Here is a 22775-nt window from a genome sequence, read left to right as displayed (position 1 = left end):
GCGTGACACCGGCTTTGCCAGAGCCGACCACGGCCCCCGGCGCCAGCCCTTGCAAGACACCGGGATGGAATACAAGATGCCCGCGCAGACCGAAAGGCAAAGCCCGTCCATGCCACCGATGCCATCCCTGCCGATACTGCCCGACCCGCAGGCGCGCCGCCTGACGCGGGCCGTGCGGGGCACCGACCAGTCCGGCGCCGAGATCGAGATCGACGTCGTCGAGGAGCGACCGCTGACGATCTTTCTGAACGCGCAGGAGATCGTCACCGCGATGACGATCGGAGACTACCCCGACTATCTGGCCCTCGGTTTTTTGCGCAATCAACGGATGCTGCGGGACGATGACGTCGTGACCGCCATCGACCACGATGAAGAGATCGACACGATCGTGGTACGCACCCTTCGACAGACGTCCTACGAAGAGAAGGTCAGGAAGAAGACCCGGACCTCGGGCTGCGCCGTTGGCACGGTCTTTGGCGACATGATGGAGGGGCTCGAGGGTCTGCGGCTGCCGCCCGCAAAGCTGCGCACAAGCTGGCTGTATTCCCTGGCGCGCCAGATCAACACGACGCCATCGCTGTACCTGACCGCAGGCGCGATCCACGGCACGGTCCTGTGCCAGCGCGACAAGGTTCTGGTCTACATGGAGGATGTCGGCCGCCACAACGCGGTGGACAAGATCGCGGGCTTCATGTTCCGTCACGGCGTGCCGGGCTCGGACAAGATCCTTTACACGACCGGGCGCCTCACCTCGGAAATGGTCATCAAATGCGCGCAGATGGGGATACCCGTTCTGGCGTCGCGCTCGGGCTTTACCGCATGGGGGGTCGAGATCGCGCGACAGGTCGGGCTGACCCTGATCGGCCGGCTGCGCGGGCACCGCTTTGTCTGTCTGTCCGGCGAAGAGCGCCTGATCCGCGATGCCGACCCCGCCTCGGTCCCGGCCGAGGATCCCCGGCATCGTCGCAAGGGGGCGAAAGATGAGCAGGCATGACCGATTGCCGGGCGTGATCCTGGCCGGAGGACAGGCCACGCGGATGGGGGGCGGCGACAAGTGCCTGCGCCGCGTCGCGGGAAAGCGCCTGATCGACATGGTGATCGACAGGCTTGCCCCGCAATGCGCGCCGATCGCGATCAATGCCAATGGCGACCCTTCCCGATGGGCCGAATTCGATTTGCCGGTCCTTGCCGACAGTCTGCCGGATCACCCCGGGCCGCTGGCAGGCGTTCTGGTCGGGCTGGACTGGGCGGCAGGTCTTGGCGCGCGGGCCATCGTGACGGTGGCGGCCGATACGCCCTTCTTCCCGCGCGATCTTGCGGCACGGCTGAAACGGGCGGCAGCTGCGTCCGGTCTTGCGCTGGCCGCCAGCCGGGACGAACACGGCCGCCTGTGGCGTCACCCGACCTTTGGCCTGTGGCCCGTCGCCCTGCGCGAGGATCTGCGCACCAGTCTTCAGGGCGGGCTGCGCAAGATCGTTGCCTGGACCGAGCGTCACGGCGCCGGCCTGGCCGAATTCGATTCGGTGCCCTTCGACCCGTTTTTCAACATAAACACCCCCGAAGACATCGCGCGCGCCGAGGAATTGATCGCATGAAGGTCTTTGGCATCACCGGCTGGAAGAACGCGGGCAAGACCCATCTGATGGAACGTCTGATCCGCGAATTCAGGGCGCGCGGCATTGCCGTCTCGACGATCAAGCATGCCCATCACGTGGCCCGGATCGACCAGCCCGGAACGGATAGCTGGCGCCACGTCCGGGCCGGGGCGCAGGAAACCATTCTGGCCACGCCCGAACGATGGGCATTGGTGCACGAATTGCGCAGTGCGCCAGAGCCGTCGCTGGAAGACCTGTTGGTACGCCTCTTGCCGGTCGATCTGGTTCTGGTCGAGGGCTTCAAGACCGCCCCCCACGGCAAGATCGAGGTCTGGCGCGGGCCATCGTCGCGCGCCCCGATCGCGGCTTCGAACCCGACCGTGCGCGCGGTGGCGACGGACAGCCCGGCCGATCCGGCGATCGTCAACCTGTCCCTGCCCGTGCTGGAGCTGAACGACACCAGCGCCGTCGCGGACTTCATCCTGCACGAGATTGAGCCATGAACACGCCGCTGATCCCGCCACGCCTGCGCGACGATTGCATGGCCATGCCGCAGGGCGTGTCATGGATTCCGGTGGATCAGGCATTGACCCGGCTGCGGGACGGCATAACCCCGGTCGCACAGACCGAGACCGTCCCGCTTCCGCAGGCGGGCGGTCGGGTTCTCGCGCGCCCTGCGATTGCACGACGCTCGAATCCGCCGGCGGCCAATTCCGCGGTCGATGGCTATGGCTTTGCCCATGCGGCGACGGGATCGGGCATTCAGCGGCTGCCATTGGTTCAGGGGCGTGCGGCGGCGGGTCAGCCATGGCCCCATGCCGTTCCCATGGGCCACGCGATCCGCATACTGACCGGCGCCATCCTGCCCGAAGGCGTCGATACCGTGGTGCTGGAGGAAGACTGCGCGACGGATGGCCGGATCGTCGCCTTCGACGGTCCGGTGCGCCGCGGCGCAAACACCCGCAAGGCCGGCGAGGATGTCGCCCGGGGCGCAACCGCCCTGCCCGCGGGGCATGTCCTGCGCGCCCCGGACCTTGCCCTGCTGGCCGCCCTTGCGATCCGCGAGGTCGAGGTCTTTCGCCCCCTGCGCGTCGCCGTCCTTTCGACCGGGGACGAGATCGTTCCCTGGCCCGGCCAGCCGGCAGGTCCCCACCAGATCCCCGACGCAAATCGCCCCATGCTGCTGGAACTCGTGACCCGATGGGGGGCCAAGGCGATCGATCTGGGCCATGTGCGCGACGATCCCGCGGCAATCCGGGCCGTTCTGGATCGCGGGGCGGAGCAGGCCGACGTGATCCTGACCTCGGGCGGTGCTTCGGCGGGTGACGAGGATCACGTCTCGGCGCTGCTGCGGACCGAAGGCCGGCTGAGCAGCTGGCGCATCGCGCTGAAACCTGGACGCCCGCTGGCCATCGCGGAATGGCGTGGCGTTCCCGTCCTTGGCTTGCCGGGCAACCCGGTCGCGGCCCTTGTCTGCGCCCTGGTCTTTGCGCGCCCGGCGATCCTTCGCATGGCCGGGGCCGACTGGCCCGAGCGGCGCGGCTTCCTTGTTCCGGCAGGTTTCGAAAAGACCAAGAAGGCGGGACGGCGCGAATTCCTTCGGGCACGCATCGGCACTGATGGCCAAGCCGAGGTTTTCGCATCCGAGGGTTCGGGGCGCATCAGTGGCCTGTCGTGGGCGACCGGGCTTGTGGAACTTCCAGACCAGGCGATCAGCATCCGCCCGGGCGATCCCGTCCTGTTCCTGCCCTATGGTTCATTCGGCCTTTGACCCGTTTCACGCGGCTGCGGACGTTGGGGAATCTCCTTCAGAAGCCCGCCGACACCCATGCGCGCAATATCCGCGTCGGACGGCTCCAGCCCGCAGGCCAGGCGCTCCAGCACCCAGTCCGCGCCGTTCAGCGCAGGGGAACGCGCGCAGCCCGGCAGACCAATGACCGGACGCTCCGCCTGCATGCCCCAGAACAGCAGATTCCCCGGATCGACCGGCATGCCGAAGCGGCGCAATGTGCCCCCAGCCATGCGCAGGGCGCGTGGGGCGGTGTCCTCGGGGTCCGAGGTCGCGGCCGCGGTCAGAATCAGCGCGATCTCGCCCGGCAGATCGCGCAGGGCCGTCGCGATGGCGGATTCGTCATGTGCGACGATCCGGCATTCGGCAAGCCCCATGCCCAGCGCGTCAAGCCGCGCCTGAACGGCCGCGCGCGCCTTGTTGGTCAGCTTGTCGGGTGATCCGTCCAGCGTCGTCAGGATCAGGCCGGCACTGTGGCGGATGACGGGCCGAATGCGGATCACGCCGCTTTCGGCGGTCAGGTTGCAGATGGCTCGATCAAGGACATTGCCCGCAACCGCGTAGGTTATGACCTTGACCGTCGCCACCAGCATTCCGGGCGCGACCCGATACAGGGGCGGCAGCGTGGCGACCGTCAACGCCGGATTGGCCAGATTGAGCGCATGGATCAGCTCGGGCGCGAATTCGACCAGGCCCGGCCGCGTCGCGTTCAGGTTCACGCGGCCCGCATGGGGTTTGGACAGGGCAATCCCCGCAGCCCCCGGCTGCGACACCAGCGCGGCGGCAAGACGCATGGCCGCGTCGTTTTCAGCCACGTCGCCGGGATCAAGCCGCGCAACCGTCACCACGGCCATACCCGCCTGCCGCAAGGCGGCAAGGTGATCTGCCGTCAAGGTGACACCCTTGGGCAGCTTTCGTCCGCGCAGGGTCAGAGAATGGGCAAGGATCGCGCCCTGCGCCTGATCGACGGGAACGGGTCCGAACCTCATCTTGGTCCTCGCAAGACCTGCGTGATCTGGGCCATGATGGACACGGCGATCTCGGCCGGCGATTTCGCGCCGATATTCAGGCCGACGGGGGCATGAATGCGCGCGATCTGGCCTTCATCGAACCCCGCCTGCCGCAATCGCTCGACCCGCTTGGCATGGGTCCGGGTCGAGCCCAGACAGCCCAGATAGAAAACCTCCGAATCCAGGGCCGAGCGGATCGCGGGATCGTCGATCTTCGGATCATGGGTCAGGGTGACCACCGAGGTGCGGCTGTCCAGACCGATCTCGGCCATTGCCTCGTCGGGCCAGTCGTGGCGGATCGTCTCGCCGGGAAAGCGGGACTGTGACCCGAACGCCTCACGCGGGTCGATCAGGACCGGATCGTGGCCGCAGGCCCGCGCCATCGGCAAAAGCGCCTGCGCAATATGAACGGCGCCGACCACGACCATGCGCAGGGGCGGGTTGTGAATGGCGATGAAGCGGCGGCCTTCGATCCCGGAACGATCGGCGCGGAACCGGTCGGAAAGGTCCGGGTTCGGCGGCGCCAGATTGCGCTGCCAGCTGTCCAGATCGACGACATAGGCCACCGGTCGGCGGGCGGCACGTGCCGCGACCAGATCGGACAGCAGCCCAACCGGCAGCGCCGGTCCCACCGGCTCGACCAGGATGCGGATCGTGCCGCCGCAGGCCAGCCCCACGGCAAAGGCATCGTCATCGGCCACCCCGAAGGTCAGAAGCCGGGGCTGACCGTCCTTCAGCGCGGCCAGTGATTCCTCGACCACCGCGCCCTCGACGCAGCCCCCCGAAACACTGCCCATCATGGCCCCGTCCCCCGCGACGACCATCTGGCTGCCGACGGGGCGGGGCGCCGAACCCCATGTCTCGACCACGGTGGCCAGAACGGCCCCCCGCCCGGCGCGATGCCAGTCCAGCGCGATTTCGGGAATCCTGTCGTGATCGGGCCTGTCCATGGGCTTGCCTTGCCTGTCCTCGGGCTACACTCAACTTCCTTTTTGCATCAGGGCCAGCAGGCGGTCGCGGTCGCCCCGGTCCGATGGGACCGATATCGCGCGTGCCAGCGCCTCGAGCGAGGCGACGGAATGGCCGGCACGGAACGAATCGACATGCGGCAGCATCGCGGCGATGCCGCGGGCGCGGGGGGCAAAGCCCTCCCAGCGCAGCAACGGATTGACCCAGATGACCCGACGCGCGGACAGGCGCAACCGTTCCATCTCGCGCGAAAGGTCCGAACCCGTATCGCGGTCCAGCCCGTCGGTGATCAGTAGCACGACAGCTCCCTGCCCCATCACGCGGCGCGACCAGTCGCGATTGAATTCGTGCAGGCAGGCACCGATCCGCGTTCCGCCCTGCCAATCCTGCGCCTGCGCGCCGACTGCCGCCAGGGCCTGATCGACATCGCGCTGGCGCAGGTGCCGGGTGACATTGGTCAGCCGCGTCCCGAAGGTGAATGCGTGAACCCGTGCCCATGTGCCGTCGCGGCGATTGGCGACCGCGTGAACGAAATGCAGCACCATCCGGCTGTATTGCGACATCGATCCCGAGATATCGCACAGGACGACAAGATTCGGCCAACGCTCGCGCCGCCGGCGCATGGCCATCGTGCGGAATTCGCCCCCGCTGCGGATGGCCGCGCGCATGGTGCGGCGCCAGTCGGCCAATCTGCCGGATTTCGCCGCCACCGTGCGGCGCGAGGCCAGTGGACGCACCGGGAGGTCGAGTTTCGCGATCATCCGTCGCGCCGCGGCCTGTTCCTCGACCGACATCAGCTCGAAGTCCAGATTGCGCAGACGCTCGACCTCGGAAGCGGTGGCGCTGGCATCAATCTCGATCTCGGTTTCGTCCGGGCCCTGATCCTCGGCGGCGGGCATATCGGGCGCCTGCCCGTCCAACAGAGCCTCGGCCGCGCGACGCTCCGCGGCCTCGGCGGGGCGTTCCTGCTGCACGCCGCGCAGGGCAGGCAGCATCATGCTCATCATGTGTTCCAGGTAGCGCGGATCGCGCCAGTAGAGACGGAAGATCTGCGAGAAGATCACGCGTTCCTCGGGACGCGAGACAAAGCAGGCATGCAGCACCCAGTAGAAGTCGCGCCGATCCGAGAACCCTGCGGCCTCGACCGCGCGGATGGCCCGCAGGACAGGGCCCGGACCAACCCGCAGGCCGGCACGTCGCAATGCGCGCGCGAAATGCACGATATTGGCCACCAGCTTGCCATCGGCGGGGATATCGAAGACGGCTTCGGGCATCGGGACCTCGGCTTAGCCCGGGGCCAGTTCGGCGCGGATCTCGTCCAGGATGCGCCGGGCGGGATCACCCGCGATGCGCTGGATGTCGTCCTGGTATTTCAGGATCGCGCCCAGCGTGTCGGCGATGACCTCGGGGCTCAGCGTCACCACATCCAGCGCCAGAAGACACTTGGCCCAATCGATGGTTTCGGCCACGCCGGGCTTCTTGAACAGGTCCTCGGTCCGCAGCTTCTGCACGAAGGCGACGACCTCGCGGCTGAGCGATTCGGCGGCATCGGGAACGCGGGCGCGGACGATCGCCATCTCGCGGTCGAAATCCGGGTAATCGACCCAGTGATACAGGCATCGCCGCTTCAGCGCGTCATGCACCTCGCGCGTGCGGTTCGAGGTGATCACGACGATCGGCGGCTCTGGCGCGCGGATCGTTCCCAGCTCGGGGATCGTGACCTGGAAATCGGACAGCGCCTCGAGCAGGAATGCCTCGAAAGGCTCGTCCGTACGGTCGAGTTCGTCGATCAGAAGCACCGGCGCGCCGCCCGGCTGCGGTCGCATCGCCGCCAGAAGGGGACGTTCGATCAGGTATTCCTCGGTGAACAGTTCAGCGCGCAGGACGTCGCGATCGACGACGCCCGACGCCTCGGCCGTGCGGATCGCGATCATCTGCGCGGCAAAGTTCCAGTCATAGACCGCCGAAGCCGCGTCCAGCCCTTCATAGCATTGCAGCCGGATCAACCGGCGCCCCAGCGCGGCGGACAATGCCTTGGCGATCTCGGTCTTTCCGACGCCGGCCTCCCCTTCCAGAAACAGCGGCCGGCCCAGTCTGAGCGCAAGGAATGTCACCGTGGCCAATGCCCTGTCGCAGACATAGTCCTGCCCGGCCAGCAGGGCCTGGACGTCGTCGATCCCGGCGATGTTCGGCTTCATCGTGGCTCCTCTCCCTTGCGGGTCGAGTATGGAGCGGATGCGGGCAAAGTCCAGTGCGAGCTGGCCTGCGGGCGCAGGAGGAGAATTGCAGATGGATGATCAGTATTGATACCTCATGTATCAGTTATTATGACTTGGACATCGAAAGTGATCGGAGATTCGCATGATCACCGGACCGCAGATGCGCGCGGCGCGGGCACTTCTGGGTATCGACCAGCGCCAGCTGGCTGAAATGACGGGGCTTTCGGTTCCGACGATCCGCCGGATGGAAGCCTGTCCCGGTACGGTGCGCGGCATGATCGACAGCCTGACCCGCGTCGTCGAGGCGTTCGAGGCCGCGGGGGTAGAGCTGATCGCCGAAGGCACGGCCAGCCCGACGGGCGGTCGCGGCGTGCGGCTGCGCGCGCCTGCCGGTTTTGCGACATCCCCGCCCGACAAGACGGAGGAGTGACCCGAAAACCGACCCTCGATACCAACCGACGGATTGCGAAAATGGCACGAACAACAAGCACGGAAGCCGAGGCAAGCTTTGCCGAGCTTTTCACCCCGAAGCTGATCACGGTCCTGCGCGAAGGCTATGGCTTGACCCAGCTGCGCGCGGATGCGATCGCGGGCCTGACCGTGGCCATCGTCGCCCTGCCCCTGTCGATGGCAATCGCCATCGCCTCGGGCGCGACCCCCGCGCAGGGCCTGTATACGGCGATCGTCGGGGGATTCCTGGTTTCGGCACTTGGGGGGTCGCGCTTCCAGATCGGCGGGCCGGCGGGCGCATTCATCGTCCTGGTCGCCGCAACTGTCGCGCAACACGGGATGGATGGCCTGATCCTTGCGACCTTCCTGTCGGGCCTGATGCTCAGCGCCGTGGGTCTGCTGCGGCTGGGCACCTTCGTGAAGTTCATTCCCTTTCCCGTGACGGTGGGCTTCACCGCCGGGATTGCCGTCATCATCTTTGCCAGCCAGATCCGCGAATTGTTCGGCCTGAAGCTGGACCACGAGCCCGCGGAACTGCTGGAGAAGCTGCCCGCCCTGTGGGAGGCGCGCCATACGCTGACACCGGCAGCCGTCGCCGTCTCGGCCGGCACCGTGGCGGTCATCCTCGCGCTCAGGCGCTATCGCCCCGGCTGGCCGGGAATGCTGATTGCCGTCGCACTTGCAGCCGCAGCAACGGCCCTGCTGGGCCTGCCGATCGCAACCATTGGCAGCAAGTTCGGCGGGATCCCATCCACCCTGCCCGCGCCCCAACTGCCCGACCTGTCTCCCGCCCGCGTGGCGGAAGTCCTGCCCAACGCGGTGTCCTTCACCTTGCTGGGGGCAATCGAATCGCTTCTGTCCGCAGTCGTGGCGGACGGCATGACAGGTCGGCGACACCGGTCAAACTGCGAGCTTGTGGCCCAGGGCATCGCGAATGTGGGCTCGGCGCTGTTTGGCGGGATCTGCGTGACGGGAACCATCGCGCGGACCGCCACGAATGTGCGCGCGGGCGCGCACGGACCAGTGGCCGGAATGCTGCATGCGGTGTTTCTGCTGCTGTTCATGCTGGTGGCTGCGCCTCTGGCATCGTTCATTCCGCTGGCTGCGTTGGCCGGCGTGCTGGCGGTCGTCGCCTGGAACATGATCGAGCGTCACGCGATCGCCGCGCTGGCCCGCACCGGATGGGGCGAATTCGCGGTCCTGGCCGCGACCTTCCTGCTGACCGTCTTCCGCGATCTGACCGATGCGATCGTGACCGGCGTTGCGCTGGGGGCAATCCTGTTCATCCACCGCATGAGCCGGACGACAGAGGTCACGGCCCAGACGCCGATCGTGCCACGCGACGAACCCGACGATGCACATCCGCGCGAGGAGTATCACGAGGAAGCCGCCGACCCCGACATCATCGTGTATCGGGTCACCGGGGCATTGTTCTTTGGCGCCGCGGCCTCGATCGGTTCGGTCCTGGACCGCATCCAGGACAATCACCGCGCCCTGATTCTGGACCTATCGGGGGTGCCCTTCCTCGACTCGACCGGGGCCAGCATGATCGAAAGCCTTGTCCGAAAGGCACGCAAGCGCGATGTTCAGGTTTTCATCTCCGGGGCACGCCGGGATGTCCGGCGCGGGCTTCTGGCGATTGGCCTGGACCGCCACACCGTTCGTTTTGCCGGCGACGTCGACAGCGCTCTGGCGGCGCTGCGCAAGCCCAGACAGGCGGCCTGACGCAGGTTTTCGCGCAATCGACGCGAGAACGGCTTGTTCGCCGGCCTCGGACGCCCGTCACCAATGGCGCATCGAGGCCGGCTCAGCTCGGACGACGCGCCGGCACGGCGCGCAGCAGGGGGACGGGATAGGCCCGTGGTCCGGTCAGAACGGCGATCGCGTCGGGTTGCACCAGATCGCGCAGCGGGGGGCGGTCACATGCCATACCCCCCGTGTACCGGCCATAGGCGGGCATGATGATGCGCCTTTCATCGACCAGAAAGCAGGAGCGCCATTGCCCAGCCAGACGCATCTTTGGATGGAAATGCCCCGAAACTTCGCCGGACGCATCATCCCCTTTGCGGGCCTCATGCCGGAAAACCAGCGGGCCCAGATGCCATTCACGCGCACTTTCTCCGATCGAGATCGGCGGCCGGGGATCGTGATTGCCCTTGATCCAGATCCACCTTCGGTTCGTCGCAAGATCCCCGATGATCGCCCGCAACCCGGATGCATCCGGGACGGCTTCGGTATCGTCGAAACTGTCACCCAGGCAGACCATGACCCCAGGATCCGTCTGCTGAACGTCGCGCCGCAACCGCGCCAGGGTCTCGGCAGTTTCATAAGGGGGCAAAAGTACGCCGCCCCGGCGGGCGTAGCGTTCCGATCTTCCCAGATGCAGATCGGACACGACAAGGCAGCCGAATTCGGGCCAGTACAGGGCGCCCGAAGGCAGTGCAACCAGTCGCGCCGCGCAAAAGGTGAAGCCGTATCCGTTCATGCGGTCTTGGTGCCTCTGCACCGCGCAAAAGGCAATGCCCCGTCAGTCCAGCCCGGCCTGCGCCATCAGCCGCGCGGCAGTTTCCGCCAGCACGCGCTCGCGCCCCGCGCCATGGACGGGGACCCGCCCGTGTTCCAGCAAGAGCGGAGCCGCGAAGGGCGATACCCGGTCCAGTGCCACATGGTCGATACGATTGCCGATCGCGGCCAGCCGGGTCTCGATGCGCGCAAAGTCGACAAGGCCCCGCATGGCCTCGTCGCGGGTGATGCGCAGCAACAGGTGATCGGGATCGTAGCGGCACAGCGTGTCATAGAGAATATCCGAGGAAAACGTCGCCTGACGCCCGGACTTGCGCGCGCCGGCATGGTTGCGGGCGATCAGCCCCGCGACAAGGGCGACGGAGCGGAACGTGCGCTTCATCACGGCATTGCCGATCAGCCAGCCTTCCAGACCATCGCGCAGGGCGTCGGGATCGAACAGCTGCGCCGGATCTGAAACCTCGTTCAGCCCCCAGATCAGCGTTGCGTGATCGGCCGCGACGAAGCCCAGCGGATCAAGCCCCAGTTCCTCCATGCGCTTGGTCAGAAGCAGCCCCAGCGTCTGCTGGGCATTGCGTCCCATGAACCCGTAGACGCAGACATGGGGGCGGCCTTCGACGGGAAAGGTTTCGACCAGCAATCTGCCCGGCCTGGGAAGGCGCGACCGGCGTGCCTGCAATGCGACCCATCTTGCGGCGTGTTCGGGCAGGGTTTCGGGGCAATCGTTCAGCAACCGCAGGATACGGTCGGAAAGCTGGGTCGATGTCGCGAACTTTGTACCCGAATAGACGGCGATCCTGGGTTCGCGACCGGGCGCGGGGGCCACCTCCAGCACCATTTCGCGCAGGCCGACATGGCGCACGATCTGCCCACCGATCAGGAACGTGTCCCCCGGGGCCAGAGTGGCCGCAAAGGATTCCTCGATTTCCCCCAATGGCTGGCCACCAAGGCGGTTTTGCCAGCGCACGCGCACCATTTCGGACTCGGTTATGGTGCCGATATTCATGCGGATGTCGCGGGCCGCGCGCGGATCACGCAGCTGCCACAGGCCGTCGCGCCGGATCAGACGTTGCCAGCGGTCATAGGCGCGCAGCGCGTAGCCGCCGGTCGCGCAAAATTCCAGACAGGCATCGAAGTCGGCCCGCGCAAGATTTGCATAGGGGCCGGCCGTGCGTATCTCGGCGTACAGGTGATCGGCATCGAACGGCCCTGCGCAAGCCGTGATCAGGATGTGCTGGCACAGGACATCGAGCCCGCCGGGGCCACGTTCTTCGCCATCAAGGTCGTTTTCCAATACCGCCTGCAGCGCCGCCTGGCATTCGATGACTTCCCATTGGTTGGCCGGAACCAGCAGCGCGCGCGAGGGCGCGTTGTACCGGTGGCCCGCCCGCCCGATACGCTGGACAAGACGCTTGATGTTCTTCGGGGCACCGATCTGGATTACCAGATCCACGTCCCCCCAGTCGATGCCAAGGTCGAGCGACCCGGTACAGACGACGGCCCGCAGCTTTCCTTCGGCCATGGCGGCCTCGACGCGCTCGCGCGCTTCCCGCGACAGCGACCCGTGATGGATCGCGATCGGCAGGCCATCCTCGTTCGCAAGCCACAGGTCACGAAAGAACAGTTCGGCCTGCGCCCGGGTATTGTGAAAGATCAGCGTCGTGCGATGCGCCCGGATGGCCTGCAGCACCTCCGGTATCGCGTGCCGTCCCCCACCACCGGCCCAGGGCGGAGGAGCGGCTGTCGTCAGCATCGCGATGTCGGGCCTTGGCCCCGGATCCGCCCGCACGATGCGGCAAGACTGCGGATGCCGCGCCAGAAAGGCCGCGATCGCCTGCGGGTCGTCCACCGTGGCCGACAGGCCAACGCGCCGCATGCCAGGGGCCAATGATCCAAGCCGGGCCAGCGCAAGCATCAGCTGATCCCCGCGCTTGGATTCGGCCAGCGCGTGGATCTCGTCGACGATCACGCGCGACAATCCGGCAAAGATCCGCGAAGCGTCTGGATAACTGACAAGAAGCGCCAGACTTTCGGGCGTGGTCAGCAGGATATGCGGCGGATCGGCACGCTGGCGGCGGCGGCGGCTCTGTGGCGTGTCGCCCGTGCGGTCCTCGACCCTGACCGGCAGCCCCATTTCGGCGATCGGCCGCGCCAGATTGCGCCTGATATCGGCCGCCAGCGCCTTGAGCGGCGAGATGTACAATGTGTGCAGACCGCCATGCTTGCCATCGGCCAACTCGACAAGGCTGGGCAGGAATCCCGCCAGCGTCTTGCCGCCGCCGGTCGGCGCGATGAGCAGGGTCGCCGGGGCCGAGCTGCAGTCCAGAAGCTCTTGCTGATGCGGATGGATCCGCCAGCCACGCGCGGCGAACCACTTCTGGAACTTGGGCGGAAGGGTCATCATGTGGCAAATCTAGGGGCAGCAGCCGGGACGACAAGGAAATACAGGCCACTCCGCTCTGTTCAGCCCCCAGGAAAGCCTGTCCCTCTCGCTTCAGACCGTGGCGGCCGCCTCCTCGGGGACCTTTGCCCCGGTCATGAAGGCAACGGCGTCGGACATCGTGTAGTCACGCGGGTCGATCGTGCACAGGCGGCGGCCAAGACGGTGGATATGGATGCGGTCTGCCACTTCGAAGACATGCGGCATGTTGTGGCTGATCAGGATGATGGCGATCCCGCGCGCGCGGACCTCCTTGATCAGTTCCAGCACGCGACGACTTTCCTTGACGCCAAGCGCCGCCGTGGGTTCGTCCATGATGATGAACTTGGTGGCAAAGGCGGCGGCGCGGGCCACGGCCACCCCCTGGCGCTGACCGCCCGAGAGGGTCTCGACCGGTTGCTTGATCGATTGCACCGTCATCAGGCCCAGCTCGTTCAGCTTTTCGCGCGCGAAACGCTCCATGGCGGGCTTGTCGAGCATCCGGAACCACTTGCCCAGGATACCGGGCTTGCGGATCTCGCGGCCGGTGAACATGTTGTCGGCGATCGACAGCGCCGGCGACAGGGCCAGCGTCTGATAGACAATCTCGATCCCCATCTCGCGCGCCTCGATGGGCGAGGAGAAGCGCACCGGTTTCCCCTCGATCAGGATCTCGCCCTCATCGGGCTGGATCGCGCCGCAGATCGCCTTGACGATCGAGGACTTGCCCGCCCCGTTGTCGCCGATCACGGCGAGGATCTCGCCATGGCGCAGCTCGAAGTCGGAATGGTCGATGGCGGTGACATGGCCATAGCGCTTGACGATGCCCCGTGCCTGCACCAGCGGAACGTTCCTGTCGGTCATGCCGAAACCCTCCGGATCCATTGGTCGATGGCGACCGCGATGATGATCAGCCAGCCGATCGCGAAGACCTGCCACAGAACATCCACGCCCGCGATGCGCAGGCCGGATTGAAAGACGCCGACGATCAGCGCGCCAAACAGCGCGCCAAGGATCGAACCGCGCCCTCCGAACAGCGAGATGCCCCCGATCACGACGGCGGTGATGGATTGCAGATTGCCTTCGTAGAACGATTGGGGCGAGATCGAGCCGACCCGCCCGATCGAAGCCCAGCCCGCGATGGCGCAGACAAGCCCGGCCAGGGCATAGACTGAAACCAGCGTGCGGTCGGTACGGATGCCCGCCATTTCAGCGGCCTCCTTGTCGTCTCCGATCGCATAGACGTGTCGCCCCCAGGCCGTGTAGTTCAGCATGTACCACAGCAGCACGAAGAGTGCGATCATCAGCACGACGCCATAGGTGATCTGGGCGCCCGCGACGTTCACCGAGCGTCCAAAGAACTTCAGCAGCGGCGCGTTGGCGTCGATATCCTGACTGCGGATGGACTGGGCGCCCGACAGCCACAGGTTCAGCGCGAAGAAGATCGACCAAGTACCCAAGGTGGTGATGAATGGCGGCAACTTCACCTTGGTGATCAGCAATCCGTTCATCGCCCCCGCGGCAGCGCCTCCGGCAAAGCCGACAAGGATCGCAAGCGGCGTGGGAACGCCCATGTTCACGGCAAGATTGCCCATGATGACCGACATCAGGACCATGATCGCGGCAACGGACAGGTCGATCCCGGCGGTGATGATGATCAGGCTCTGGGCTGCGGCCAGCATCCCGATGATCGACACCTGCTGCAGGATCAGGCTGAGATTGAAGGCCGAAAAGAACCGCTCCCCGGCCACGATGCCAAAGGCCACAAGGCTGAGCAGCAGCACGAAGACGGCAACCAGCGTGGGATTGTTGTGCAGCAAATGCTGCACGCGGTCGAGCGCCGTCCGGCGCCGCTGGAACTGGGCGACGCGCGCGTCGCTGTGGTCAAGCACCTGCTCGAAATCCTGCCCCCCCGGGGCAGATCCGCCTGCATTCGTCATGTCCTACTCCCTGCGTCCGATCTGAACGGGGCACTTTCCGCCCCGGTCAGCGTGGGTCACGCGACGCGGCGGGGCAATGACCCCGCCGCGCCTGCTGTCAGCCTCAGCCCCAGCAGAGCTCCAGCCCCTCTTTCGACGAAATCGACGGCACGCCCTCTTGCGGATCGTCGGTGATCAGCTTGACGCCCGTGTCAAAGAAGTCGAGCCCCGGCGTGTTTTCGGGCTTGGCGCCCGTTTCGGCCCAGGCCTTGATCGCCTCGATACCCTTGGAGGCCATCAGCAGCGGATATTGCTGCGAGGTGGCATCGATAATGCCTTCGGCGACGTTCTGCACGCCCGGGCAGCCGCCATCGACCGAGACGATGATGACGTCATCGGCGCTCTTGCCCGCGGCCTTCAGCGCCTCCCAGGCGCCGGCTGCGGCCGGCTCATTGATCGTGTAGACGACGTTGATGTTCGGATCGATCTGCAGGAGGTTTTCCATCGCCTTGCGGCCACCCTCCTCGTTGCCATTGGTCACGTCATGGCCGACGATACGGGGATCGTCCTCGTCGCCGATATCGGTCGGATCCTTGATGTCGATGCCGAAGCCCTGCAGGAAACCGCCATCGCGGAGATAGTCCACCGACACTTCCGAGGCGTTCAGGTCCAGCAGCGCAATGCGGGCGTTGGCAGCGTCATCGCCCAGTTTCGCGCGCGCCCATTGTCCGATCAGTTCGCCGGCCTTAAAATTGTCGGTGGCAAAGGTGGCGTCGGCCACATCGGCGGGCTCGAAAGGCGTGTCCAGCGCGATGACAAGGATTCCGGCATCGCGCGCCTGCGTGACGACCGGCGCCAGCGCCCGGCTGTCGGACGGCGTGATCAGGATGCCCTTGACCCCGCTGGCGATGCAGGATTCGACCGCGGCGATCTGGCTTTCCACGTCACCGTCGATCTTGCCGGCAAAGGTCATCAGCTCGATGCCGTTCTCTTGCGCCGCAGCTGTGGCGCCCTCCTTCATCTTGACGAAAAAGGGGTTTGTGTCGGTCTTCGTGATCAGGCAGGCGCTGATCTCGGCATGGGCCGCGCCCGCCATCGCGGCAAGCGCCAGCACCGAAGACGTCAGAAGCGTTCTCATTTGTTCCTCCCAGGATTGGCTTTCAATCATGGACCGGCCCCCACCGATCCCGGCCGCCCGGGTCTCCCCCGGCTTCCAGAGGCAAGGGAAGCGGATTCACTGCGGCCTGTCAATATATAAATAAACTTGATTTACTAATCTGGCGTGTCATGTTTGCAGGGCGCACGGGAGGCGCCTATGGTGCGATCCATGGATGGCAATGAGATCAGGACACTGGCCGGTGGCGTGAACCAAAGCCGCGTTCGCGACCACAATGAACGCTTGATCCTGTCGCTTCTGTTGCGCAACGGACCGATGCCTGGCAGCGATATCGCGCGGCATACCGGGCTTAGTCCGCAGACGGTGTCGATCATTCTGCGGGAACTCGAACGCGACCGGATCCTGGCACGCGGCGAGCCAATACGAGGCAAGGTCGGCAAGCCCTCGATCCCGATGCGTCTCGATCCGGACGGTGTGCTGTCTTTGGGACTCAGGATCGGGCGGCGCTCGGCCGACCTTCTGCTGCTTGACCTAACGGGCAGCATTCGCTGGCAGCGGCAGGCCACTTACCCAATCGCGACGCCCCAGCGGATATTCCGTTTCCTGGAAGAAGGCCTTGCCGCGGCCCACGACGCCTTGCCGCCGGCGGGACAAGAGAGGCTGGCAGGCATCGGGGTTGGCATCCCCTTCGAAATGTGGCGCTGGGCCGACCTTTCAGGCGAAGCTGCGCGCGAGTTCCGGTCCTGGAAAGACATCGACTTCGCCGCCGAGGTACGAGCATTCGCCGACCTTCCGGTGTTCATGGTCAATGATGCAACCGCCGCCTGTCATGCCGAGCATCTCTTTGGACGCGGGAAGGAATTCCGCGACTACGCCTATTTCTTCATCGGCTCTTTCATCGGTGGCGGTGTCGTACTGAACGGATCTGTGTATGAAGGCAATCGTGGCAATGCCGGGGCCCTTGGCGCATTGCGAACAACAGGCCCCCAGGGCGAAAGCCAGCAACTTATCGACGTGGCCTCGCTGCATCTTCTCGAACGACGCCTCGTCGAGGCCGGTATCGATGCGGCCGTTCTTTGGCAAAAACCGCAGGACTGGAGCGGGATCGAACGCCATGTCGAGGCGTGGATCGGTCAGACCGCACAGGAGCTTGCCAAGGCCGCGTTGTCTGTCTGTTCGGTCATCGACTTCGAGGCAGTGCTGATTGATGGCGCCTTTCCACCCAGCGTGCGTGATGAGCTTGTCGCGAGGGTACGCCGGTATCTGGTGCATCAGGACATGCGCGGCCTGATCCCACCCAGGGTCGAGGCCGGCGCCGTCGGCGAAAACGCCCGCGGAATCGGCGCTGCGTCGAACCCGGTGCTTCGCCAATACCTGCTGGACACGAACGCCGCCTTTGCGCTGCGCTAAGTATGGTAGATGTGGCACAACGCCCCCACAACGGTCGAACCGGAACCGCCCAGCCGACATTCATTCGAATTTCGGCGATGCAAAGCCGTTCTTTGACCATGCGGGTTTGCAAATACCCCTTCGTCCACGGACCGAGCGTTGGCCGCGCCCTCGGCCGCCTTGTATGATGCGTGACAGACCCGCCCGCCATCCGGCATGACCACATCATAGAACGTGCCGCATCGCCGCCCGAAATCGGCAAATTGCCGCTAAGTCTGACGGTACTGCCAGGCGAGTGCGAACCAGTCTCGGCAAAGCCAGGACGGCTGCCCCTCGTTCAGCACAAAGACCGCGCCACTTGGCGTGATCTGCCACGAACTTTTCTTTCTCCACGCTCGATTCGGTCACACACTCATGAATTGCTAGCGGCGTTTGAGAAATGCTGATTCACTTCTGGGAAAGAGGAGAGCAGCATGTCTCATCGTCGCTACGAGCTGACCGACTTCGAATGGTCGATCATCGAGCCGCTTCTGCCGAACAAGCCGCGCGGGGTGCCGCGGGTCGATGACCGTCGTGTCCTGAATGGCATCTACTGGCGACTGCGGACCGGATCGCCCTGGGCCGATATTCCCGAGCGCTACGGCCCCTATACGACCTGCTACAATCGATTTGTGCGATGGACGAAGCTGGGAGTCTGGGATCGGATATTCGAGGCGGTATCCGCAGCTTATGAGGGGTCGGAACAGTCGGTGGACAGGTCTTCCATCCGCGTTCACCAGCACGGGGCGAACGCAAACAGGGGGCCAGGCGCCCGCCGGTGCCGCCGGTGTGGCTGACCTTCGAGCCCTCTGCATGGGGCGCTCGCGGGGCGGTCTGACGACCAAGATCCACGCCGTCACCGATGCGCGCGGTCTGCCGATCACACTGAAACTGACCGCCGGACAGGCCCATGATGGCCGCTCCGCCGGCGACATGCTGGGCACCGTCGGCCCGGGCCAGACCCTGCTGGCGGACGCCGCCTACGACAGCAATCGCCTGCGCGATCACCTCGCAAAGGTCGGTGCAAGCGCCGTCATCCGCCCGATCCCGCGCCGGTCCGACCCGCCGCCGCTGGACCGCGAAGCCTGCAAGCGGCGCAACCGGATCGAGCGATTTTTCTCGAAGCTCAAGCACTACCGGGCCATCGCAACCCGATACGAAAAACACGACGCCAATTTCCTCGCCCTCATCAAACTCGCCGCAACACGCATCCGGTTGCGCGTTTATGATTCGGTGTCCTAGTCTGCGGCACCGGGCGTGGCAGCGGGCCGGGACGGGTCCGTTTCCATGTCCGGTTTCAGGTCGTGGACCAGATCCTCGAGAAACAGGCTTATCAGCTGTGGCCGCCCGCTGACCCCGGCCTTGCGATAGATCGCGTTGGTCTGGGCCTTGATCGTGCCTTCGGACGTGCCACGGATTGCCGCGATTTCGGCCGTGGACAATCCCTTGATCGCGAACAGGGCCACGTCGCGTTCGGCCGCTGTCAGGCCCCATTCGTCGAACCGCTCCATCAGCAGTTCACCAAAGGCGCTGGAAGCTCGGCGAAGTCTTTCCTCGGCCCTGCGCCGATCGGCCAGCGCGCGGCGCAGCAGGACCCCGCCCAAGATCAGCCCGATCAACAATCCGAATGCCGCGCCGACCTCGAGAAGCTCGCGGTATTCCCACGGCATGGGCCCGATCGGCAGGCCAAGAACGGATGCGACGATATCGCCGACAAAAAACAGGGCACAGATGAACTGTACCAGGAAGACTGCAAGAATGGTGGCTACGCCTCGCATCGCCGGCGGCCTTCCGTGCTGTCCGGGTCAGTCGTCATCGTGGTCGTCGTCATCGCGATCGTCATCGTCGTCGCCGCCACGCCCGCGGCCACGGCCACGGCCCCGCCCCCGACCGCCGCCATCGTCCCCAGCCGAACCGCCCGCGCCTTCATCGCTTCCCGACGTGCCACCGAACAGGCCACCCGGCAAGCGCCCCGAAACCCAGAGATCGCGCAGGATTTCCCCCGTTACCGGATTGATCACGATCTCGCGCTCACCACGCGCGTTGTGAGCACGGATACGGATGCGGCCCAGCCAGGTGCGGCTGATCCTGTCGATCTCGTAACCGGCCGCGCCCAGCTGCGCGACGATTTCGGCAACGAAGTCGCGCGCCAACGCGATGCGGGGGGCCACCAGCGCCCCCGACAACCCGATCAGGAATGTCCTGCGCTTCATGCGCCCCCCGCACCATATCGTTCTGACAGATCATGCCCCGCGCGCGTCCCGGCTGACAAGTCCGGGACGCGGCGGATGCTGCGGATCAATCGTCGTCCCGGTCGTCATCCCGGTCGTCATCGTGATCGTCGTCCCGATCACCGCCACGATCATCGTCGCGATCGTCATCGTCATGGTCGTCGTCATCGTCATGGCCACGGCCGCCGTCACGATCGTCATCGTCGTCGTCATCGCCGCCCCGACCGCGGCCACGGCCACGGCCCTTGCCGTCGGAATCGTCGTCGTCCGAACTGGCCGACCCTTCCTTGACGAAATCGCGGTCGCGGTCGCGCACCTCGACACCGCTGCGCCCGGCATCGTCGCCGGCAGACTCGGTCTCGCTCTTGATTACCGCGCCGGTCTCGCGGTCATAGACGACCTCGTATTTCACGCCATCCCTGACGGCCTCGACCTTGATCTGGGTCGGGCCGCGCTTCACCTCGATCCAGTCAAAGCCCTGCGACTGCAGGTCCGAGACGAGCGCCTCGGTCGAAACCTCGGCCATGGCGAGGCCGCTTGAGAACATCAGCGTCGCGGTCGCGATTGCAAGTTTCCGCATCATCATTGTCTTTCCTCCTGACACATTTTTCTCCTCCGCGATGCCGGCAAACCATCGAACCGGTCGCGATGCATGCAGGAAACCAGCCGGGATGCGGACAGGCCATTGAGCCGAAGTTTAGATTCGCCCCCATAAACCCGGGGCAAGGGCGCCTAAACCATGGTTTAGGCGCCTCAGAAGCCCATTTCAGCGCCCAGATGCTTTGCCACCGTGAAGATATCCTTGTCTCCGCGCCCACACATGTTCATGCAGATGATATGGTCGCGCGGCAGATCGGGTGCGATCTTCATGACATGGGCAAGCGCATGGCTGGGCTCCAGCGCGGGGATGATACCCTCCATGCGGCAGCACAGCTGGAACGCTTCCAGCGCCTCTTCATCCGTGATGGCGACATATTCCGCCCGGCCGGTTTCGTGCAGCCAGGCATGTTCGGGACCGATCCCGGGATAGTCGAGACCCGCCGAGATCGAATGCCCTTCCAGGATCTGGCCATCTTCGTTCTGCAACAGATAGGTGCGATTGCCATGCAGCACGCCGGGCCGACCGCCGGTCAGACTGGCGCAATGTTCCATCTTCTCGTCCACGCCCCTGCCGCCAGCCTCGACGCCAATGATCCGGACCGAGCTTTCATCGAGGAACGGATAGAACAGACCCATCGCGTTCGAGCCGCCCCCGATCGCCGCGACCAGCGTATCGGGCAGGCGCCCTTCGGCCTCCATCATCTGGCTGCGCACTTCCTTGCCGATGATCGACTGGAAGTCCCGCACCATCGCCGGATAGGGATGCGGCCCGGCAACCGTGCCGATGCAATAGAAGGTATCGCGCACATTGGTCACCCAGTCGCGCAGGGCATCATTCATGGCATCCTTCAGCGTCCCACGGCCCGAGGTGACGGGAACCACCTCGGCCCCCAGCAGCTTCATGCGAAAGACGTTGGGCTTTTGTCGCTCGACATCATGGGCACCCATGTAGACCACGCATTTCAGCCCGAACTTCGCGCAGACCGTCGCCGTGGCCACGCCGTGCTGGCCCGCGCCCGTCTCGGCAATGATCCGGGTCTTGCCCATGCGGCGGGCAAGGATGATCTGACCCAGCACGTTGTTGATCTTGTGCGCACCCGTGTGGTTCAGCTCGTCACGCTTCATATAGACCTTGGCGCCGCCCAGATGCTCGGTCAGGCGTTCGGCGAAGTACAAAGGCGAGGGACGGCCGACATAATGCTTCCAGAGGAAATCCATCTCGGCCCAGAAGCTGTCGTCGGTCTTGGCCTTCTCATATTCCGCTTCCAGCTCGAGGATCAGCGGCATCAGCGTTTCGCTGACGAAGCGGCCGCCGAATATGCCGAACCGCCCGCGTTCGTCCGGTCCGTTCGTGAAACTGTTGGTCTTCTCGATGCCCATGGTGCAGTCCTCCGCTGTTGCTGTCGGATTAGCGCGGGGCGCGGGGCGCGTAAAGGTGCGCGCTGGCCGCAGGGGTCAAACCATTGCGACCAGTGCGGGTTTCAGCCCCCTTTGGCGGCTGTGATGAAGGCCCGGATCAGGTCGGGATCCTTGACGCCCGGCGCACGCTCGACCCCGGAGGAGACATCAACCTGACGGGCACCCGTCTGGCGCACGGCCTCGGCCACGTTTTCCGGCGTCAGGCCACCGGCCAGCATCCACGGACAGGGCCAGTATTTGCGCACGACAAGTTTCCAGTCGAAGGCCACACCGTTGCCGCCGGGAAGAGCGGCGCCCTTCGGTGCCTTGGCGTCGATCAGCAACTGGTCGGCAACGCGGCCATAAGAGTCGATCGCCGGCAGATCCTCGGGCCCCGCCACACCCACGGCCTTCATGACCGGCAATCCGAATCTTTCGCGTATCCGGGCGACGCGTTCAGGGCTTTCGCGCCCGTGAAGCTGCAGCAGATCGATCGGAACAGAAGACAGGATCGCGTCAAGCTCGTCATCCGAGGCATCGACGGTCAGCGCCACCTTGGCCACGCCGACGGGCACATCCAGGGCCAGTCTTGCCGCCTGCTCGACCTCGACATGGCGCGGAGAGCGGGGATAGAACACAAAGCCCAGATAGGCCGCGCCGGCCTCGACGGCCGCCTGCAGCGCATCCATGTCACGCAGGCCGCAGATCTTGACCCGTACCGATCCGTCGGCTGGTTTCATGCCCCGGCTTTCTTGCCATCCAGAATGGCCAGGATCTCGTCCTCGGGCGTGTTCTTGTCGGTCTTCAGGCGTTCGACCTCACGCTCCAGCTGGCGCGCCTTGCGACGGTTCTCGGCGGCGGCGGCGCGATGCTTGGCCTCGCGGAACCATTCCCAGACAAGGCCGATACCCAGCCCCGCAACGATGCCGGCAAAGATGGCGATGAACAGCGGCACCTCGACCGACCAGGACAGGCCCAGGAACTGGTCCATCTCTTGCGGCAGGGCGCGCAGGGTTATCATCTGGCGATTGGCCGAGGCGACGGCGATCAGGCAGATAGCCAACAGCGTCAGAAAGAGGATGCGGAACAGACGAAGCATGTTGCGTGC

The 22775-nt window shown here is 65.5% G+C and carries 23 protein-coding genes; 8 read left to right on the top strand and 15 right to left on the bottom strand.

Going from position 1 to position 22775, the window contains the following annotated elements; translation table 11 throughout:
* The first annotated feature begins 118 nt into the window (after positions 1-118).
* Genes LV82_RS09180 through LV82_RS09165 form a run of 4 tightly spaced genes read left to right on the top strand, consistent with a single transcriptional unit; the run spans position 119 to position 3366 of the window.
* Entirely contained in the window at positions 119-994 is an 876-nt protein-coding gene (locus LV82_RS09180) for a formate dehydrogenase accessory sulfurtransferase FdhD (RefSeq protein ID WP_104071257.1), read from the top strand.
* Positions 981-1595, top strand: a complete 615-nt coding sequence (gene mobA / locus LV82_RS09175; protein ID WP_104071021.1) for a molybdenum cofactor guanylyltransferase MobA — start codon at positions 981-983, stop codon at positions 1593-1595. Before LV82_RS09180 ends, mobA begins: the two co-directional genes overlap by 14 nt.
* Positions 1592-2098, top strand: a complete 507-nt coding sequence (mobB, locus tag LV82_RS09170; RefSeq protein ID WP_104071019.1) for a molybdopterin-guanine dinucleotide biosynthesis protein B — start codon at positions 1592-1594, stop codon at positions 2096-2098. The genes mobA and mobB overlap by 4 nt, the downstream gene beginning before the upstream one ends.
* Complete coding sequence (locus LV82_RS09165; protein WP_104071018.1) at positions 2095-3366, top strand: molybdopterin-binding protein; 1272 nt, start codon at positions 2095-2097, stop codon at positions 3364-3366. Before mobB ends, LV82_RS09165 begins: the two co-directional genes overlap by 4 nt.
* On the opposite strand, the gene LV82_RS09160 is transcribed toward LV82_RS09165, so the two are convergent.
* From LV82_RS09160 to LV82_RS09145, 4 genes are read right to left on the bottom strand one after another with little or no spacing between them, the layout of a single operon-like run.
* Positions 3345-4373, bottom strand: coding sequence for a molybdopterin-binding protein (locus tag LV82_RS09160; RefSeq protein ID WP_104071016.1), 1029 nt, complete (start codon positions 4371-4373; stop codon positions 3345-3347). The genes LV82_RS09165 and LV82_RS09160 overlap by 22 nt on opposite strands.
* Positions 4370-5344 (bottom strand): XdhC family protein, encoded by a 975-nt coding sequence (locus LV82_RS09155; protein WP_104071014.1) that lies wholly within the window; start codon positions 5342-5344, stop codon positions 4370-4372. The genes LV82_RS09160 and LV82_RS09155 overlap by 4 nt, the downstream gene beginning before the upstream one ends.
* Before the next feature lie 30 nt (positions 5345-5374).
* Entirely contained in the window at positions 5375-6637 is a 1263-nt protein-coding gene (locus tag LV82_RS09150) for a vWA domain-containing protein (RefSeq protein ID WP_104071012.1), read from the bottom strand.
* A gap of 12 nt (positions 6638-6649) precedes the next feature.
* Positions 6650-7561, bottom strand: a complete 912-nt coding sequence (locus tag LV82_RS09145; protein ID WP_104071010.1) for an AAA family ATPase — start codon at positions 7559-7561, stop codon at positions 6650-6652.
* A 163-nt stretch (positions 7562-7724) separates the two neighbouring features.
* Between LV82_RS09145 and LV82_RS09140 the strand changes: the two genes are divergently transcribed.
* A complete protein-coding gene (locus tag LV82_RS09140; protein WP_104071008.1) occupies positions 7725-8012 on the top strand; it encodes a helix-turn-helix domain-containing protein in 288 nt (95 codons plus the stop codon).
* 41 nt (positions 8013-8053) lie between these two features.
* Positions 8054-9757, top strand: coding sequence for a SulP family inorganic anion transporter (locus tag LV82_RS09135; protein WP_104071007.1), 1704 nt, complete (start codon positions 8054-8056; stop codon positions 9755-9757).
* Between the two features lie 82 nt (positions 9758-9839).
* Here LV82_RS09135 and pdeM read toward each other — a convergent pair whose 3' ends face one another.
* From pdeM to LV82_RS09110, 5 genes are all read right to left on the bottom strand, one after another.
* A complete protein-coding gene (pdeM, locus tag LV82_RS09130; protein WP_104071006.1) occupies positions 9840-10517 on the bottom strand; it encodes a ligase-associated DNA damage response endonuclease PdeM in 678 nt (225 codons plus the stop codon).
* A 42-nt stretch (positions 10518-10559) separates the two neighbouring features.
* A complete protein-coding gene (locus tag LV82_RS09125) occupies positions 10560-12959 on the bottom strand; it encodes a ligase-associated DNA damage response DEXH box helicase (protein WP_104071004.1) in 2400 nt (799 codons plus the stop codon).
* Positions 12960-13049: 90 nt separating this feature from the next.
* Entirely contained in the window at positions 13050-13838 is a 789-nt protein-coding gene (locus LV82_RS09120; RefSeq protein WP_211289197.1) for an ATP-binding cassette domain-containing protein, read from the bottom strand.
* Complete coding sequence (locus tag LV82_RS09115; RefSeq protein WP_104071001.1) at positions 13835-14914, bottom strand: ABC transporter permease; 1080 nt, start codon at positions 14912-14914, stop codon at positions 13835-13837. Before LV82_RS09115 ends, LV82_RS09120 begins: the two co-directional genes overlap by 4 nt.
* Positions 14915-15017: 103 nt before the next feature.
* Entirely contained in the window at positions 15018-16031 is a 1014-nt protein-coding gene (locus tag LV82_RS09110) for a sugar ABC transporter substrate-binding protein (protein ID WP_104070999.1), read from the bottom strand.
* A gap of 177 nt (positions 16032-16208) precedes the next feature.
* On the opposite strand from LV82_RS09110, the gene LV82_RS09105 reads away from it, so the two are divergent.
* Entirely contained in the window at positions 16209-17420 is a 1212-nt protein-coding gene (locus LV82_RS09105; protein ID WP_342750183.1) for an ROK family transcriptional regulator, read from the top strand.
* A gap of 452 nt (positions 17421-17872) precedes the next feature.
* Positions 17873-18680 (top strand): IS5 family transposase gene (locus tag LV82_RS09100; RefSeq protein WP_425427744.1). Its coding sequence is split into 2 segments (ribosomal slippage): positions 17873-18199 and positions 18201-18680, totalling 807 coding nucleotides; the frame shifts between segments, so codons are not numbered across the junction.
* On the opposite strand, the gene LV82_RS09095 is transcribed toward LV82_RS09100, so the two are convergent.
* The 6 genes from LV82_RS09095 to LV82_RS09070 form a co-directional block, all read right to left on the bottom strand.
* Entirely contained in the window at positions 18677-19216 is a 540-nt protein-coding gene (locus tag LV82_RS09095) for a helix-turn-helix transcriptional regulator (RefSeq protein WP_104070996.1), read from the bottom strand. The genes LV82_RS09100 and LV82_RS09095 overlap by 4 nt on opposite strands.
* Positions 19217-19243: 27 nt before the next feature.
* Positions 19244-19651 (bottom strand): PepSY domain-containing protein, encoded by a 408-nt coding sequence (locus LV82_RS09090; RefSeq protein ID WP_104070995.1) that lies wholly within the window; start codon positions 19649-19651, stop codon positions 19244-19246.
* An 85-nt stretch (positions 19652-19736) separates the two neighbouring features.
* Positions 19737-20255, bottom strand: coding sequence for a PepSY domain-containing protein (locus LV82_RS09085; protein ID WP_245873128.1), 519 nt, complete (start codon positions 20253-20255; stop codon positions 19737-19739).
* Between the two features lie 167 nt (positions 20256-20422).
* Complete coding sequence (gene trpB / locus LV82_RS09080; RefSeq protein WP_104070993.1) at positions 20423-21649, bottom strand: tryptophan synthase subunit beta; 1227 nt, start codon at positions 21647-21649, stop codon at positions 20423-20425.
* 101 nt (positions 21650-21750) lie between these two features.
* Entirely contained in the window at positions 21751-22407 is a 657-nt protein-coding gene (locus tag LV82_RS09075) for a phosphoribosylanthranilate isomerase (protein ID WP_104070992.1), read from the bottom strand.
* Positions 22404-22766 carry a lipopolysaccharide assembly protein LapA domain-containing protein gene (locus LV82_RS09070; protein WP_104070990.1) on the bottom strand — a complete coding sequence of 121 codons (363 nt, stop codon included), beginning with the start codon at positions 22764-22766 and terminating at the stop codon, positions 22404-22406. The genes LV82_RS09075 and LV82_RS09070 overlap by 4 nt, the downstream gene beginning before the upstream one ends.
* Between the last annotated feature and the right edge of the window lie 9 nt (positions 22767-22775).

This window comes from Albidovulum inexpectatum, from assembly GCF_002927635.1.
GTDB lineage: Bacteria > Pseudomonadota > Alphaproteobacteria > Rhodobacterales > Rhodobacteraceae > Albidovulum > Albidovulum inexpectatum.
The sequence above is the reverse complement of the archived record's forward strand: the minus strand, read 5'-3'. Positions and strand labels throughout refer to the sequence as shown.